Origin of the sequence: Streptomyces diastaticus subsp. diastaticus, from assembly GCF_011170125.1 — a bacterium.
GTDB classification, from domain to species: domain Bacteria; phylum Actinomycetota; class Actinomycetes; order Streptomycetales; family Streptomycetaceae; genus Streptomyces; species Streptomyces diastaticus.
The window spans coordinates 914094-928568 of sequence record NZ_BLLN01000003.1 but is presented as its reverse complement, the minus strand read 5'-3'; the positions used below and the strand labels follow the sequence as shown (position 1 = coordinate 928568).

The window sequence follows — 14475 nt, the reverse complement described above, 5'->3', positions numbered from 1 at the left end:
CGCAGTCGGCGACGCACCCCCACGGCCGGGGCGCCGAGCGGCAGCCCGGGGCGCCGGGGGGGGTGCCTCTATGTCCTTCGTCAAGGCGTCCCTGTCAGGTTTGGGGTGGTTCAGGGTTGCTGCGGTTATGCGGCGAGCTCGACGTCGTTCGGTGTCCTGGATTGGTAGAAGGTGCCGTCGCGGAGCATGGCGAACAGGACGCTGACGCGTTGGCGGGCGAGGCGGAGGAGGGCCTGGGTATGGGTCTTGCCGCGGGCTCGTTGCTTGTCGTAGTAGGCACGGGAGGCGGGATCGGCGTTCATGCAGGCGAAGGCGGACAGGAACATCGCCCGTTTGAGTTGCCGGTTGCCGCCTCGGGGTGCGTGTTCGCCGTGGATGGAGGTTCCCGACTGCTTCGTGGTGGGGGCGAGGCCAGCGTAGGAGGCCAGGTGGGCAGCGGTGGGGTAGCTGGTGCCGTCGCCGACGGTGACCAGCAGGACGGCGGCGGTCCTGACGCCGACGCCGGGCATCGAGGTCAGGACCGGGGAAAGAGGGTGGGCCTCCAGCAGCGTGTTGATCTGGGCTTCCATCGCCCTGCGCTGGGTGTGCACGGCGGTCAGGGAAGCGGCCAGGGAGGGGACGACGATGTCCAGGGTGCCGGTGCCCGGGACGACGACGGTCTGCTCGTCGAGCGCGTCGAAGACGTCATCGATCAGTCGGGCGGCCATGCGTGGGGCCTTCGGGCGGATCAGTTCCACGAGCCGGCGGCGGCCGGCCTTGCGCAGGGCGGCCGGGGAGCCATAGCGCTCCAGGAGCCAGGTGATTGCCTGGTGGTCCAGACGTGGTCCGAGGACGCGTTCCAGGCTGGGGTGGAACTGGGTGAGCAGGCCGCGTATCCGGTTGCTGGTGCGGGTGGCCTCGGCGGCGAGGTCCTGGTCGAAGCCGACCAGGACGGTCAGCTCGGCGGTGATCTCGTCGGTCAGTTCCAGGGAGCGCAGGGTGTGCGGCATCGTCCGTGCGGCGTCCGCGATGACGGCCGCGTCCTTGGCGTCGGTCTTGGCCTCTCCGGGGTAGAGGTCGGCGATGCGGCGCATGGCCAGGCCGGGCAGGTAGGCGACGCGGCAGCCCGCGTCGCGGGCGACGGTCAACGGCAGGGCGCCGATGGAGGCGGGCTGGTCCACGATCACCAACACGGTGCCGAACTTCGCGGTCAGCTTGTCGAAGACGGCCCGCAGTTTCGGCTCGCTGTTGGGCAGCGGCTTGTCGAAGACCTTCTTGCCCGCCGGGGTGAGCCCGTGGCCGTGATGGTTGCTCTTGCCGACGTCCAGGCCGAGGAACACGCCCACGTCTTCGATCTCGAACATCGTGCCCCTTCCAGGGGGGTTGACGGTGCCGGCCTCGGCTCGGGTGTCGTGCTCGCGCATCCACGTTATGCAGACCTGCCGCCCGCGAACTGCCCGGCATTGCACCGGACCGGACGGTGGCCGGACCTCTGATCAGCGTCTCCGACGAACACCCCCGGACCCGGTGACACCACCCCCCAGGTCATTCCTTCGACAGGGGGACACAGTCATGCCGGGCCCAGAGGCCAGCGGCCCTCTTGCAGGACCGCGAAGAACATAACGGGGGGCGCCGCGCCGTGCTGGGCGGGGGCGAGCAGGACGAGGGCGGCGACGGCGGTGAGCACGTACGGCATCGCGCCACGCCAGGGCGCGGGCCGAACGGCGCGCGCGAGCCACGCCGTGCGCCCGCGCTCCGCGCCACCACCCCGGCGCGAACGGGTGTTCCGTGAAAGCGTTTTCCGTACGAACCGGCGCGTGACTTGCACCCCGGGTCACCCGTTGTCCTCGTTGAGCCGGTGACCCGCCGGACTCGCTCACGCACCGAATTCCGAGGAGCCACCCGTGCCGCGCATGCTCGACGTCAGCGATGACGTACGCGCCGAGATCGGCGACGCAGAAGCCGAACGGCTGCTCGCCGGAGAGAACACCCCGGGCCACTACGACTGCACGTCGTGCCGCACCCCGGGCGACTCGGAACAGGAACGCACCAGCACCGTCCTGTTCGTCGGCGACGAAACAGCCGTCCTGGCCTTCGCCCACGCCACCTGCCTGCCCTCGCAGATCGTCAAGGTCGCCGAGGAGCAGCTCCAGGGGGCGGTCCGCTCCATCAACGCCGACGGCTCCGGCGCCGACCCCGCCCCGGAGCAGGCCGTCCTCGGCGTGACCAGCGGGCTCGTCCTGATCGACGGTGAGCTGCACCCCGCCCTGGTGGTGGAGCCGACCGGGCCGATCGTCCGCCCGGGCTCGGGCGGCACCGAGGACGCCTTCCTGGACCTCCTCGCGGAGCAGGGCTTCGTCCCCTGTCCGACGGTGGAGCAGGTCCCGCCGGTACTGCACGGCTGGTCGGTGCTGCTCGCCGTGGGCCAGCTGCACGCGGTCCTCCAGCCGGGGGCGCAGGGCGGCACGCCGGTCGCCTGGTGGCAGGCCCACCAGCCCCTCCAGGTCGCCGACAGCTGGCGCGCGGCGGCCAACAAGAGCCAGACCGTGATGGTCTACGCGGCCCCCGCCGGCTCCATCGGCCAGCAGCCCCGTGAGGACCTGCTGCGGGACGCGCTGGACCGCGCGGCGGCGCAGGGCCGTCTGGTCGCCGCGGCGATGCCGCTCGCCGGCACCTGAGTTCACCCGGGGATGTCCTCGAGGTCCCGCACGCCGCCCACGGCGCCCGGCACGCACGCTCGCCGCACCGGGCGAAAGCCCGAGTACGTCCGGTACGAGAGCTTGTGCCAGGCGTGCCGAGAGCACACACCGGACACCGCGGACACCGCACAGGACTGGGAAGACACCCGCTTGGGGGCCCGCCGCTCTCCCCGCCCGGCGGCGCGGCCCGCCTTCCGCCCACGGCGAAGCCCGGGCCGCGCCCGCATCCCCTGGGCCGCCGGGTCGTTTGGACGTGTGTGCACGCTTACGACCCCTCCCGCCGCTCCCGGCCGCTGCCGCCGTCGTCCATCCCGTCCATGCGCCCCGCGCAGGATCTGACCGACGGCCGCTCACCCACGCCGATCTTCGACGCGCTGTGCGCGGAGTACCGCCGCTCGTTCCGCGCCCTGCCCGGGGACCGCAGTGGCGAGGAGGATCTCCGGTTCGACGCGTTCGGGGCGCAGCACGGCTTCCGCCGCCCGTCCCCGGACGCGTATCCGCGGCCGGAGGAGCGGACCACCGGGAGCTGGACGCCGCCGTCCCGCCGGCACGCGGCTCCGGCGCTGCCGCCGGTGCCGCCGCGCTGGGAGCGCCAGTAGGCACGCCGGGGCGGCACCGAACGGACGAGGGGCCCGCCGTGACGGCGGGCCCCTCACCTGTCCACCGGCCCGGGCGGACCGTGCGTACGGCTACTTCTTGCGGCCGCGCTTCTCCCGGACCCGGACGGAGATCTTGACCGGGGTGCCCTCGAAGCCGAACTCCTCGCGCAGGCGGCGCTCGACGAACCGGCGGTAGCCGTGCTCGATGAAGCCGGAGGCGAAGAGGACGAACCGGGGCGGCTTGGTGCCCGCCTGGGTGCCGAAGAGGATGCGGGGCTGCTTGCCGCCGCGCACCGGGTGCGGGTGGGCGGAGACCAGCTCGCCGAGGAAGGAGTTGAGCCGCCCGGTGGGCACCCGGGTCTCCCAGCCGGCCAGAGCCGTCTCGATGGCGGGGACCAGGCGCTCCATGTGGCGGCCGGTGGTGGCGGAGACGTTGACCCGGGGGGCCCAGGAGATCTGCGCGAGCTCCGTCTCGATCTCCCGCTCCAGGTAGTAGCGGCGCTCCTCGTCGAGGGTGTCCCACTTGTTGTAGGCGACGACGACGGCCCGGCCCGCGTCGACGGCCATGGTGACGATCCGCTGGTCCTGGACGCTGATGGGCTCGCCCGCGTCGATCAGGATGACGGCGACCTCGGCCTTCTCCACGGCGGCGGCCGTGCGCAGCGAGGCGTAGTAGTCGGCGCCCTGCTGGAGGTGGACCCGCTTGCGGATACCCGCGGTGTCCACGAACTTCCAGGTGACGCCGCCGAGTTCGATCAGCTCGTCGACCGGGTCGCGGGTGGTGCCGGCCAGTTCGTTGACGACCACCCGGTCCTCGCGGGCGACCTTGTTGAGCAGCGAGGACTTGCCGACGTTGGGACGGCCGATGAGCGCGATGCGGCGGGGGCCGCCGGGGGCGGCGCCGCCGAAGGTCTGGGCGGGCGCGTCGGGCAGCGCGTCGACGACGGCGTCCAGCATGTCGCCGGTGCCGCGGCCGTGCAGCGCCGAGACGGGGTGCGGCTCGCCGAGGCCCAGCGACCAGAGCATGGCGGCGTCGGCCTCGGCGGAGGGCCCGTCGACCTTGTTGGCGCAGAGCACGACGGGCTTGCCGGCCTTGCGCAGCAGCCGCACCACGGCCGCGTCGGTGTCGGTGGCCCCGACGACGGCGTCGACCACGAAGACCACCGCGTCGGCGGCCTCGATGGCGTACTCCGCCTGGGCGGCGACGGAGGCGTCGATACCGAGGACGTCCTGCTCCCAGCCGCCGGTGTCGACCAGCTTGAAGCGGCGCCCGGCCCACTCGGCCTCGTAGGTGACGCGGTCGCGGGTGACGCCCGGCTTGTCCTCGACGACGGCTTCGCGGCGGCCGATGATCCGGTTGACCAGCGTCGACTTGCCGACGTTGGGGCGGCCGACGACGGCGAGCACCGGGAGGGGGCCGTGACCGGCCTCCTCGATGGCGTCCTCGACGAGGTCGATGTCGAAGCCCTCTTCCGCGGCCAGCTCCATGAACTGCGCGTACTCGGCTTCGCCAAGCTCTCCGTGCTCGTCGTCGGAGATGTGGTGGTCGTTCATGAAGTCCGTTCCTCTGTACTGCGCCGGCCGCTTCGTCGCGCCGACCGCGTCGTCGATGGGCCGCCGGGGGCGGACCACTGCTCCAAGTCTTACCTAGCGTCCGGTCAGACGCCTGGCGTTGTTCAGGTGCGCCCGCAGTTCACCCTGGATGCGGACCGTCGCCTCGTCGAGCGCCTTGCGGGTGCGGCGCCCGCTGCCGTCGCCCGCCTCGAACGCGTCACCGAAGACCACGTCGACCCGGGAGCGCAGCGGGGGCAGCGCCTTGACCAGCCGGCCGGGCCGGTCGGCCCCGCCGAGCACGGCCACCGGGACGACCTGGGCGCCGCTGCGGACGGCGAAGTAGGCGAGGCCCGCGCGGAGCGAGGCGAAGTCGCCCTCGCCCCGGGTTCCCTCGGGAAAGATCCCGAGGACGCCGCCGGCCTTGAGGACACCGAGCGCGTCGGTGACGGCGGCGCGGTCGGTGGTGTCCCGGTCGACCTTGAGCTGTCCGATCCCCTTCAGGAACGGGTCGAGCGGGCCGACGAAGGCTTCCTTCTTGATCAGGAAGTGCACCGGCCGCGGTGCCGTCCCCATGAGCATGGGGCCGTCGATCATGTGGCTGTGGTTGACCGCGAGGATCACCGGCCCGGCCGACGGCACCCGCCAGGCGCCCAGCACGCGGGGCCGCCACAACCCGTACATCAGGCCGATGCCGATGCCCCGGCCGACGGCGGCGCCGCGCTCCGAGGGGAGGGTGTCGGCCGTCACCGGACCGCTCGCTTCTCCTCGACGAGGGTGACGACGCACTCGATGACCTGCTGGAGGGTGAGATCGCTGGTGTCGACCTCGACCGCGTCGGCCGCCTTGGCGAGCGGCGAGGTCTTGCGGCCGGAGTCGGCCGCGTCGCGCCGCAGCAGCGCCTCGCGGGTGGCGGCCAGGTCGGTGGCCTCCTTGCCCTTCAGCTCGCCGCTGCGGCGGGCCGCGCGGGCCTCGGGCGAGGCGGTCAGGAAGACCTTGAGGTCGGCGTCGGGGAGCACGGTCGTGCCGATGTCGCGGCCCTCGACGAGGATGCCGCCCTCGGCCCCGGCGGCGATGGTCCGCTGGAGCTCGGTGATCAGGGTGCGCACCCGGGGCACCGCGGAGACGGCGGAGACCTTGGCGGTGACCTCCTGGGTGCGGATCGGGCCGGAGACGTCGACGCCGTCGACCGTGATGGCCGGTGCCAGCGGGTCGGTGCCGGAGACGATCTCCGGCTTGGCGGCCGCGTCGGCGATCGCCTCGGGGTCGGAGGTGTCGATGCCGTTCTCCACCATCCACCAGGTGATCGCCCGGTACTGGGCCCCGGTGTCGAGGTAGCGGAGCCCCAGCGCGGCCGCGACGGCCTTGGAGGTGCTCGACTTGCCCGTACCGGAGGGACCGTCGATGGCGACGATGACTGCCGGAACGGTCCGGGGGGCGGTTTCCACGCTGTCTCCTGATACGGATGGCTGCACGATGCTCCCAGGTTACTGGGTCCCGGACCCCCTCCCGTCCGCTGGGGCGGCGGGGGCCCGGTCACCCGGACGGGTGCACGGCGCGCGGGTGGTCAGGCGCGCAGGGACCAGCCGCGCTCCGCGAGGCCGAGCCGCAGCGGGCCCACGGCGGCCGGCTCCACCATGAGCTGCACCAGGCCGGCCTGCTGCCCGGTGGCGTGCTCGATGCGGACGTCCTCGATGTTGACGCCGGCCCGTCCGGCGTCGGCGAAGATCCGGGCCAGCTCGCCTGGCTGGTCGGAGATGAGGACGGCGACCGTCTCGTAGGCGCGGGGGGCGGCGCCGTGCTTGCCCGGGACCCGGATCTGCCCGGCGTTGCCCCGGCGCAGCAGCCGCTCGACGCCCTCGGCACCGGCTCGGCGCCGCTCGGCGTCGCCGGACTCCAGCGCCCGCAGCGCGGCGACGGTGGCCTCCAGATCCTCGGCGAGCGCGCCGAGCAGGTCGGCGACCGGGCCCGGGTTGGCGGAAAGGATGTCGATCCACATCCGCGGGTCGGAGGCGGCGATGCGGGTGACGTCGCGGATGCCCTGCCCGCAGAGGCGGACCGCGCTGTCGTCGGCGTGCTCCAGCCGGGCCGCGACCAGGCCGGAGACCAGGTGCGGCATGTGGGAGACGAGGGCGACGGCGCGGTCGTGGGCGTCGGCGTCCATGACGACGGGGACGGCTCGGCACAGCGAGACCAGTTCGAGGGCGAGGTTGAGCACCTCGGTGTCGGTCTCGGGGGTGGGGGTGAGGACCCAGGGCCGCCCCTCGAAGAGGTCGGCGGTGGCGGCGAGCGGGCCGGACCGCTCGCGCCCCGACATGGGGTGGCTGCCCAGGTAGCCGGAGAGGTCCAGACCGAGGGCGGCCAGCTCACGGCGGGGGCCGCCCTTGACGCTGGCCACGTCGAGGCAGGCGCGGGCCCGGCCGCGCCGCATGGTGTCGGCGAGGGTGGCGGCGACGTGCGCGGGCGGGACGGCGACCACCGCGAGGTCGACCGGCCCGGGCGGCTCCTCGGCGCTCCCGGCACCCAGCCCGGCCGCGGTCCTGGCCTGGCCCGGGTCCGCGTCCTCGAGATGCACGGCGACGCCCCGCTCGGCGAGGGTCAGCGCGATGGAGGTGCCGATCAGGCCGGTACCGATGACGAGGGCGGTTCTCACGGGGTGTCCTTGCGGGAGGGTGCGCGTGCGGAGGTCGCCGCTCAGCGTAGCCGCGCGCGGGGGCTCGCCCGCGTACCCTCCCGGCATGCGGACCGGGGAAGGCGGGGGTGCCGGTGGACGGCGGCGGGCGTACGCCCTGGTAGCCGTACAGGTGGGCGCCGGAGACCGTGGCGAAGACCAGCGGGTCCGGCTGGTCGGCGGGGAGCGGGGCGAGGTCGGTGAGCGGCAGGCCCGCCGTACGGAGCGCTTCGGGCCCGGTCACCGTCACCGGGCACCGTCCCAGAGGGCGCCCAGCGCCAGCAGTTCGTCGCGGTGTTCCACGTGGCCGGTCCAGTCGGCGGGCCAGGCGGCCGCGCCGAGGCGGGCCCCGGCGAAGGCGCCGGCGAGGCAGGCGATCGAGTCGGAGTCGCCGGCGGTGCAGGCGCCCCGGCGCAGGGCAAGCAGGGGCTCGTCGGGGAAGAGCAGGTAGCACTGGAGGGCGGTGGCGAGGGCCTCCTCGGCGATCCACCCCTCGCCGGTGGTCAGGCAGGGGTCGGTCTCGGGCGAGGGGGTGTCGAGCGCGGCCCGGAGCCGGTCGAGGGCGGCGAGGCAGTCGTCCCAGCCGCGCGCGATGAAGTGGACGGGGTCGGGGTCCTGCGCCCGCTGCCAGAGGTCGCCGAGCCACTGGTGGTGGTAGCGGGTGCGCTGGTCGAGGGCGTACGAGCGGAGCAGGCCGACCAGGGCGGCGGGGTCGGCGCCGTCGACGAGGAGGCGGACGGTGTGCGCGGTGAGGTCACTGGCGGCCAGAGCCGTGGGGTGGCCGTGGGTCAGCGCGGACTGGAACTGGGCGGCGCCGGCGCGGGTGTCGGCGGTGAGCCCGGGGACGAGAGCGACCGGGGCGACCCGCATGTTGGCCCCGCACCCCTTGGACCCGGTCCGGCTCGCCTCGGTCCAGGGCAGGCCGGGCCGCTCCAGCAGGGCGCAGGCGGTGAGGCAGGTGCGGCCGGGGGCGCGGTCGTTCTCGGGCGAGCGGTACCAGGCGGTGAACTCCGCGCGCAGCGGTCCTTCGAGGCGGGCGGCGTCGAGCGGCCCGCCGTCGAGGGTGTCGCGCAGGGCGCGGGCGACGGCCAGCGTCATCTGGGTGTCGTCGGTGATGTACGCGGGCCGGGGCAGGGCCATCTCGCGCCAGGGCCCGCACTTGGCGAGGATCGCGGGGACGTCGTTGAACTCGGTGGGGAAGCCCAGGGCGTCGCCGAGGGCGAGGCCGAGCAGGGCGCCGGTGGCCGGTCGGTTCATGAGCGGGGTCCTTCGGGGTGGGTCAGGGGCGGGTGGAGCCGGGTGGCGGTCCCGGCGCGGTGGAGGGCGGCGGGTTTGCCGCGCCCGCCGGTGAGCCGGGCCGCGCCGGGCGCGGGGACGGTGAAGCCCGGGGTGCCGAGGACCTTGCGGCGGAAGTTGGCGGGGTCGAGGGCGGTGCCCCACACGGCCTCGTAGACCTGGCGCAGCTCGCCGAGGGTGAAGGCGGGCGGGCAGAAAGCGGTGGCGGCCGGGGTGGTCTCCAGCAGGGCGCCGACGTGGCGGCGGGCGTCGGCGAGGATGCGGTCGTGGTCGAAGGCGAGCGGCCCGGCCTCGGCGTACGGCAGCCGCAGAGCGCGGGCGGCGTCGGTGCCCGCGCGGGGTTCGGGGAGGTGGGGGACGAGGGCGGTGTGGGCGAGGGAGACGACCCGCATACGGGGGTCGCGGTCCGGCTCGCTGTAGGCGCCGACCTCTTCGAGGCGGAAGCCGCCGGCCACCCCCGTCTCCTCGGCCAGTTCGCGCCGGGCGGCCTCGGCGGCGGACTCGCGGGGCCGCAGGAAACCGCCGGGCAGGGCCAGGCGGCCGCGGAAGGGCTCCTCGCCGCGCTCGACGAGGACGACCTCCAGGACACCCTCGCGCACGGTGAAGACGGCGAGATCGACGGCGACCGCGAACGGCTCGTACCGGTGCTTGTCGTACGTCACGCGCCCCGCCCTTCTTTATGGTCAGAGCGACCATAAAAGACGCGGGCGCCGGAGGGAAGGCTTCCGGTCCGGCCGGGCTCCCTCCTCCGGAAACGGCCGACGGCCGGCTCCCCCTGGGGGAACCGGCCGTCGGGCACGGGGCCGGCCGCGCCGGCCAGGGACGAGCCCTAGAGCTCGACCTCCTTCATCAGCATCCCGACCTCGGTGTTGCTCAGCCGCCGCAGCCAGCCGGACTTCTGGTCGCCGAGGGTGATCGGGCCGAAGGCGACCCGCACCAGCTTGTCGACCGGGAAGCCGGCCTCGGCCAGCATCCGGCGGACGATGTGCTTGCGGCCCTCGTGCAGGGTCACCTCGACCAGGTAGTTCTTGCCGGTCTGCTCGACCACCCGGAAGTGGTCGGCGCGGGCGTAGCCGTCCTCCAGCTGGACGCCGTCCTTGAGCCGCTTGCCCAGGTCGCGCGGGATGGGCCCGACGATGTGCGCCAGGTACGTCTTCTTCACGCCGTACTTGGGGTGGGTCAGCCGGTGTGCCAGCTCGCCGTGGTTGGTGAGGAGGATGACGCCCTCGGTCTCGGTGTCGAGCCGCCCCACGTGGAAGAGGCGGGTCTCCCGGTTGGTGACGTAGTCGCCGAGGCACTGCCGGCCGTCGGGGTCCTCCATGGTGGAGACGACACCGGCGGGCTTGTTGAGCGAGAAGAACTGGTACGACTGCGTGGCGACGGTGAGACCGTCGACCTTGATCTCGTCGTGCTCCGGGTCGACCCGCAGCCCCTGCTCCAGCACGATCTCGCCGTTGACCTCGACGCGGGCGTCCTCGATCAGCTCCTCGCAGGCCCGGCGCGAGCCGTAGCCGGCGCGGGCCAGCACCTTCTGCAGGCGCTCGCCCTCGTTGCCCGGGGCCGCCTGGCGGGGCGGGGTCTTCTTCTCGTTGTACCGGTCGCGGTTGCGCTCCTCGGCCCGGGCGTCGTACTCGCGGGAGCGCGCCGGGGCGGTGCGGTTCCGCCCGCGCTGCTGCTGGCCCTGCTTCGGACCGCCCTTGGCGCCGCCGCGTGCGGTGTCGCCGCGGCCCTTGCGGGCGCCGCCGCCCTCGCCGCCGGAACCACCGACCTCGTAGCGGCGCTCCTCGGGGCGGGGGCGGCCCGGGCGCTTCTGCTGATTGCCGCCGCGCCCGCTGCCCGCTCCCTTCTGGTTGCCTCGTCCGCTGTTCCTGCCGCTGCTTGTCATCAGAGTTCCGTCAGTCGTTCCGTCGTCGTCATGGAGCCTTCGCCCGGTTCCGGAGCGTCCGGATCGAACGAGGGCAGGGCTTCCTGCGTCTCGGCCTCGATGGCGTCCGCCTCGGGGAGGAAGGGCGCCAGCTCGGGGAGCTCGTCCAGACCCCGCAGGCCCATCCGCTCCAGGAAGTAAGTGGTCGTCGTGTACAGGATCGCACCTGTTTCGGGTTCCGCGCCCGCCTCCTCGACCAGGCCTCGCTGGAGGAGGGTGCGCATGACCCCGTCGCAGTTCACGCCGCGGACCGCGGAGACCCGTGAACGGCTCACCGGCTGACGGTAGGCGACGACCGCCAGAGTCTCCAAGGCGGCCTGGGTCAGCCGGGCCTGCTGCCCGTCGAGCGCGTACGCCTCGACCGCCGCCGCGTAGGCGGGCCGGGTGTAGAAGCGCCAGCCGCCCGCCACCGTCCGCAGCTCGAAACCGCGCCCCTGGCGCGTGTACTCCTCGGCCAGCTCGGCCAGCGCCTCGGCGACGGCCCGCCGGTGGCGGCCGGTGACCTTGGCCAGGTGGTCGACGGTGGCCGGCTCGTCGACCACCATCAGCACCGCCTCCAGGGCGGGCTTCAGCTCCAGTGCGGCGGCGCCGGACCGCGCCGCCTGCTCCTCGCTCACGCGTCCTCCTCGTTCGGTGCGGCGGGCGGCTCGGACGGCCGGTCGAACTCGTCGGTGACATGGGGCGCCGCCTCGCCGCCCCCGCTCCAGGAGACCAGCAGCTCCCCCAGCGGCTCGTCCTGGTCGAGCGTGACGGCCTTCTCCCGGTACAGCTCCAGCAGCGCCAGGAAGCGGGCCACCACGGTCAGCGTCCCCTCGGCGTCGGCGACCAGCTCGGCGAAGGCGGCCCGGCCCGCCGCGCGCAACCGGGCCACCACCACCTCGGCCTGCTCCTGCACGGAGACGAGCGGGGCGTGGATGTGCTCGACGTGGACCTGCGGCTCGGGGCGCGGCTGCATCGCCTTGACCGCCAGCTCCGCGAAACCCTCGGGGCCGGTCTTGATGACCACCTCCGGCAGCAGCGCGGCGTGGTGCGGCTCCAGTCCGACGGCGCGCGGGTGGCGGCGCGCCTCCTCGGCCAGCCGCTCCTCGAAGATCTCGGCGATCCGCTTGTACGCGCGGTACTGGAGCAGCCGGGCGAAGAGCAGGTCGCGGGCCTCCAGGAGGGCGAGGTCCTGCTCGTCCTCGACCTCGGCGGCGGGCAGCAGCCGGGCCGCCTTGAGGTCGAGCAGGGTGGCCGCGACCACCAGGAACTCGGTGGTCTGGTCGAGGTCCCAGTCGGCGCCCTTCGCCCGGATGTGGGCCATGAAGTCGTCGGTGACCCGGGAGAGGGCGACCTCGGTGACGTCGAGCCTGTGCCTGGAGATGAGCTGGAGGAGCAGGTCGAAGGGGCCTTCGAAGTTGGCGAGACGGACGGTGAACCGGCCCTCGGAGCCCGGCTCGTCCCCGGCGGGTGCGGCGCCCTCCTCGGCCACCGGGACCCCGGTCCCGGCCGGTCCGGCGGCGACCGGCACGGCGCCGGGCACCGTCACGGCCTCGGGCTCCCCGGACCCCGCCCGCGGCCCGGCCCCGCGCGGCCCGAGCGGGCGGCGGGGGCGGGGCGGCGGGGCGGCGTCAGGGGTGGGCGGCATGGGTGGTCCAGGAGGGCGCGGAGGTGCGGGCGGGGTCCCGCACGCGCGGGCAGGCTACCCGCCGGGCCCGCCGGACGGCTCCGGCCGCGCCGGGCACGCGCCGGCCCACGGGCGTCCACGGTGCGGGCCGGCCGGACGCGGTCGGTCAGCGGCCGCGCAGGCGGCGGACGAGGATGCTGGCCTCGCCCCGGGCCTCCAGGTCGGCGAGGACCACGGCGACGGCCTCCCGGACGATCCGGCCGCGGTCGACGGCGAGTCCGTGCTCGCCGCGCAGCACCAGCCGGGCGTGCTCCAGGTCCATCAGCTCCTCGGCGGAGACGTAGACGGTGATCTTCTCGTCGTGCCGTTCGCGGCCGCTGGGCCTGCGGGCGGCGTTCCGTGCGCCCCGGCGCCGCTGGGGCGCGGGCTGGGCGGCCGCCTGGCCGTCCTGCGGCGGGGTGCGGCGGCCGGGCACCGGGGCGTCGCCCTCGGGGCCGCGGGGCCGGTGTTCGCGCTCCCGGGGGCCTCCGGCCGGGGGCGCGGAGGCGCCGTGCTCGGCCGGCTCGTCACCGCGGGGGGTGCCGGTCTCCTCGCCCGCCGGATCGCTCTCCCCCGCCGGGGAGGGCACCCGGGGCTCACCCTGACGGCGGGGAGTGGACGCCTGGAGTGCCGTGCCCCCCGTGGTGCGGAACAGTTCGTCGGCCCCCGGCAGACTCACTCGGCGTGACACCGGGCGAGCACCTCCCTGGCGAGCTGGCGGTAGGCGGCGGCACCGACCGAGTTGGAGGCGTAGGTCGTGATGGGCTCACCGGCGACCGTGGTCTCGGGGAAGCGGACGGTCCGGCCGATCACCGTGTGGTACACGTTGTCGTCGAACGCCTCCACGACGCGGGCGAGAACCTCGCGGCTGTGGACGGTGCGCGAGTCGTACATCGTGGCGAGGATGCCGTCGAGCTCCAGCTCCGGGTTGAGCCGCTCCTGGACCTTCTCGATGGTCTCGGTGAGCAGCGCCACACCGCGCAGCGCGAAGAACTCGCACTCCAGCGGCACGATCACCTTGTGCGCGGCGGTCAGCGCGTTCACCGTGAGCAGGCCGAGCGAGGGCTGGCAGTCGATGACGATGTAGTCGTAGTCGGCGAGCAGCGGCTTCAGCGCCCGCTGGAGCGTCGACTCGCGCGCGACCTCGGAGACCAGCTGGACCTCGGCGGCCGACAGGTCGATGTTGCTGGGCAGCAGGTCCATGTTGGGGACCGCGGTCTTCAGCAGCACCTCGTCGGCGGCCATGCCCCGCTCCATGAGCAGGTTGTAGACGGTGAGGTCCAGCTCCATCGGGTTGACACCGAGACCGACCGAGAGGGCTCCCTGCGGGTCGAAGTCGACCAGCAGGACCCGGCGGCCGTACTCCGCGAGCGCGGCTCCGAGGTTGATGGTCGACGTGGTCTTGCCGACGCCGCCCTTCTGGTTGCACATCGCGATGATCTTCGCGGGGCCGTGGTCGTTCAGCGGCCCGGGAATGGGGAAGTACGGCAGCGGGCGCCCGGTCGGGCCGATGCGCTCGCGGCGCTGGCGGGCGGCGTCCGGGGCGAGCGTGGCCGCGTACTCGGGATCGGGCTCGTATTCGGCGTCCGGGTCGTAGAAGTGGCCCTCGGGCAGTTCTGCGTCCGCGGCGAAGCGGGACGCGTCATCGCCGCTCCGGTCGCCGGCCATGGCGTTCACGTGATGGCCATCCATGCTCTGGTGTGCTGTCTGCGTCGTCTGGGGGGCCTGTCGGGCTGCGAAGGTGCGGACAGCTATGGAGCCGACAGCCTCCGGCTCCGCGGGGTCCGATCGCCTCGTAGGCATTCCTGGCCGGGCACCCCTGGGAGTAAATGTCGACTCATTCACAAGTCGTCTTACCTCCTTGGTGACCAGGAAACTTCTAGATAGGTCAGCGTGGCACCATGCCGACGGTTGGCGACTCTATGGCGTGTCACCGCTTCGCAGCAACACAATCCACCGGACCCGGCCGGATGTGTCGGCAACCGAACACCTCGCTGTCAAGGGCGCGCACGTGTCGCACAGGGGGCGAGCGGGACATTTCCCCGGGCGGGCGAAACGGGCAAAGGGTTACGTTCACCGCGAGTTGACCCGGCGTGCGGACGGCCGTGGGT

At 73.9% G+C, this 14475-nt stretch carries 15 protein-coding genes; 2 read left to right on the top strand and 13 right to left on the bottom strand.

Annotated elements, in window-relative coordinates:
* Positions 1 to 125: 125 nt before the first annotated feature.
* Together Sdia_RS12555 and Sdia_RS30055 are read right to left on the bottom strand one after the other, a co-directional pair.
* The gene (locus Sdia_RS12555; protein ID WP_115069674.1) at positions 126 to 1343 is read right to left on the bottom strand and encodes an IS110 family RNA-guided transposase; all 1218 of its coding nucleotides are present in this window, start codon (positions 1341 to 1343) and stop codon (positions 126 to 128) included.
* Between the two features lie 206 nt (positions 1344 to 1549).
* On the bottom strand, positions 1550 to 1675 hold the full coding sequence (locus Sdia_RS30055; RefSeq protein ID WP_262417689.1) for a hypothetical protein: 126 nt from the start codon (positions 1673 to 1675) through the stop codon (positions 1550 to 1552).
* A gap of 208 nt (positions 1676 to 1883) precedes the next feature.
* Between Sdia_RS30055 and Sdia_RS12550 the strand changes: the two genes are divergently transcribed.
* Both Sdia_RS12550 and Sdia_RS12545 read left to right on the top strand, forming a co-directional pair.
* A complete protein-coding gene (locus Sdia_RS12550) occupies positions 1884 to 2657 on the top strand; it encodes a DUF8842 C-terminal domain-containing protein (RefSeq protein ID WP_100458169.1) in 774 nt (257 codons plus the stop codon).
* 278 nt (positions 2658 to 2935) lie between these two features.
* Complete coding sequence (locus Sdia_RS12545; protein ID WP_100458168.1) at positions 2936 to 3277, top strand: hypothetical protein; 342 nt, start codon at positions 2936 to 2938, stop codon at positions 3275 to 3277.
* A 90-nt stretch (positions 3278 to 3367) separates the two neighbouring features.
* Here the strand turns inward: Sdia_RS12545 and der are convergent, their stop codons facing one another.
* From der to Sdia_RS12490, 11 genes are all read right to left on the bottom strand, one after another.
* Positions 3368 to 4831 carry a ribosome biogenesis GTPase Der gene (der, locus tag Sdia_RS12540; protein ID WP_100458182.1) on the bottom strand — a complete coding sequence of 488 codons (1464 nt, stop codon included), beginning with the start codon at positions 4829 to 4831 and terminating at the stop codon, positions 3368 to 3370.
* Between the two features lie 93 nt (positions 4832 to 4924).
* Positions 4925 to 5578 carry a lysophospholipid acyltransferase family protein gene (locus tag Sdia_RS12535; RefSeq protein WP_115068530.1) on the bottom strand — a complete coding sequence of 218 codons (654 nt, stop codon included), beginning with the start codon at positions 5576 to 5578 and terminating at the stop codon, positions 4925 to 4927.
* Entirely contained in the window at positions 5575 to 6276 is a 702-nt protein-coding gene (cmk, locus tag Sdia_RS12530; protein ID WP_189400977.1) for a (d)CMP kinase, read from the bottom strand. The genes Sdia_RS12535 and cmk overlap by 4 nt, the downstream gene beginning before the upstream one ends.
* 119 nt (positions 6277 to 6395) lie before the next feature.
* Complete coding sequence (locus Sdia_RS12525; RefSeq protein ID WP_100458165.1) at positions 6396 to 7481, bottom strand: prephenate dehydrogenase; 1086 nt, start codon at positions 7479 to 7481, stop codon at positions 6396 to 6398.
* Positions 7482 to 7745: 264 nt separating this feature from the next.
* On the bottom strand, positions 7746 to 8756 hold the full coding sequence (locus Sdia_RS12520) for an ADP-ribosylglycohydrolase family protein (protein ID WP_189501078.1): 1011 nt from the start codon (positions 8754 to 8756) through the stop codon (positions 7746 to 7748).
* Positions 8753 to 9457, bottom strand: a complete 705-nt coding sequence (locus Sdia_RS12515) for an NUDIX hydrolase (RefSeq protein WP_100458163.1) — start codon at positions 9455 to 9457, stop codon at positions 8753 to 8755. The genes Sdia_RS12520 and Sdia_RS12515 overlap by 4 nt, the downstream gene beginning before the upstream one ends.
* Before the next feature lie 167 nt (positions 9458 to 9624).
* Positions 9625 to 10680 (bottom strand): pseudouridine synthase, encoded by a 1056-nt coding sequence (locus Sdia_RS12510; protein WP_100458162.1) that lies wholly within the window; start codon positions 10678 to 10680, stop codon positions 9625 to 9627.
* The gene (gene scpB / locus Sdia_RS12505; RefSeq protein ID WP_100458161.1) at positions 10680 to 11336 is read right to left on the bottom strand and encodes an SMC-Scp complex subunit ScpB; all 657 of its coding nucleotides are present in this window, start codon (positions 11334 to 11336) and stop codon (positions 10680 to 10682) included. Before scpB ends, Sdia_RS12510 begins: the two co-directional genes overlap by 1 nt.
* Entirely contained in the window at positions 11333 to 12247 is a 915-nt protein-coding gene (locus tag Sdia_RS12500) for a segregation and condensation protein A (protein ID WP_370464579.1), read from the bottom strand. Before Sdia_RS12500 ends, scpB begins: the two co-directional genes overlap by 4 nt.
* Before the next feature lie 244 nt (positions 12248 to 12491).
* Entirely contained in the window at positions 12492 to 13055 is a 564-nt protein-coding gene (locus tag Sdia_RS12495) for a hypothetical protein (RefSeq protein ID WP_185392882.1), read from the bottom strand.
* Complete coding sequence (locus Sdia_RS12490) at positions 13040 to 14167, bottom strand: ParA family protein (RefSeq protein ID WP_100458158.1); 1128 nt, start codon at positions 14165 to 14167, stop codon at positions 13040 to 13042. Before Sdia_RS12490 ends, Sdia_RS12495 begins: the two co-directional genes overlap by 16 nt.
* Positions 14168 to 14475: the final 308 nt, after the last annotated feature.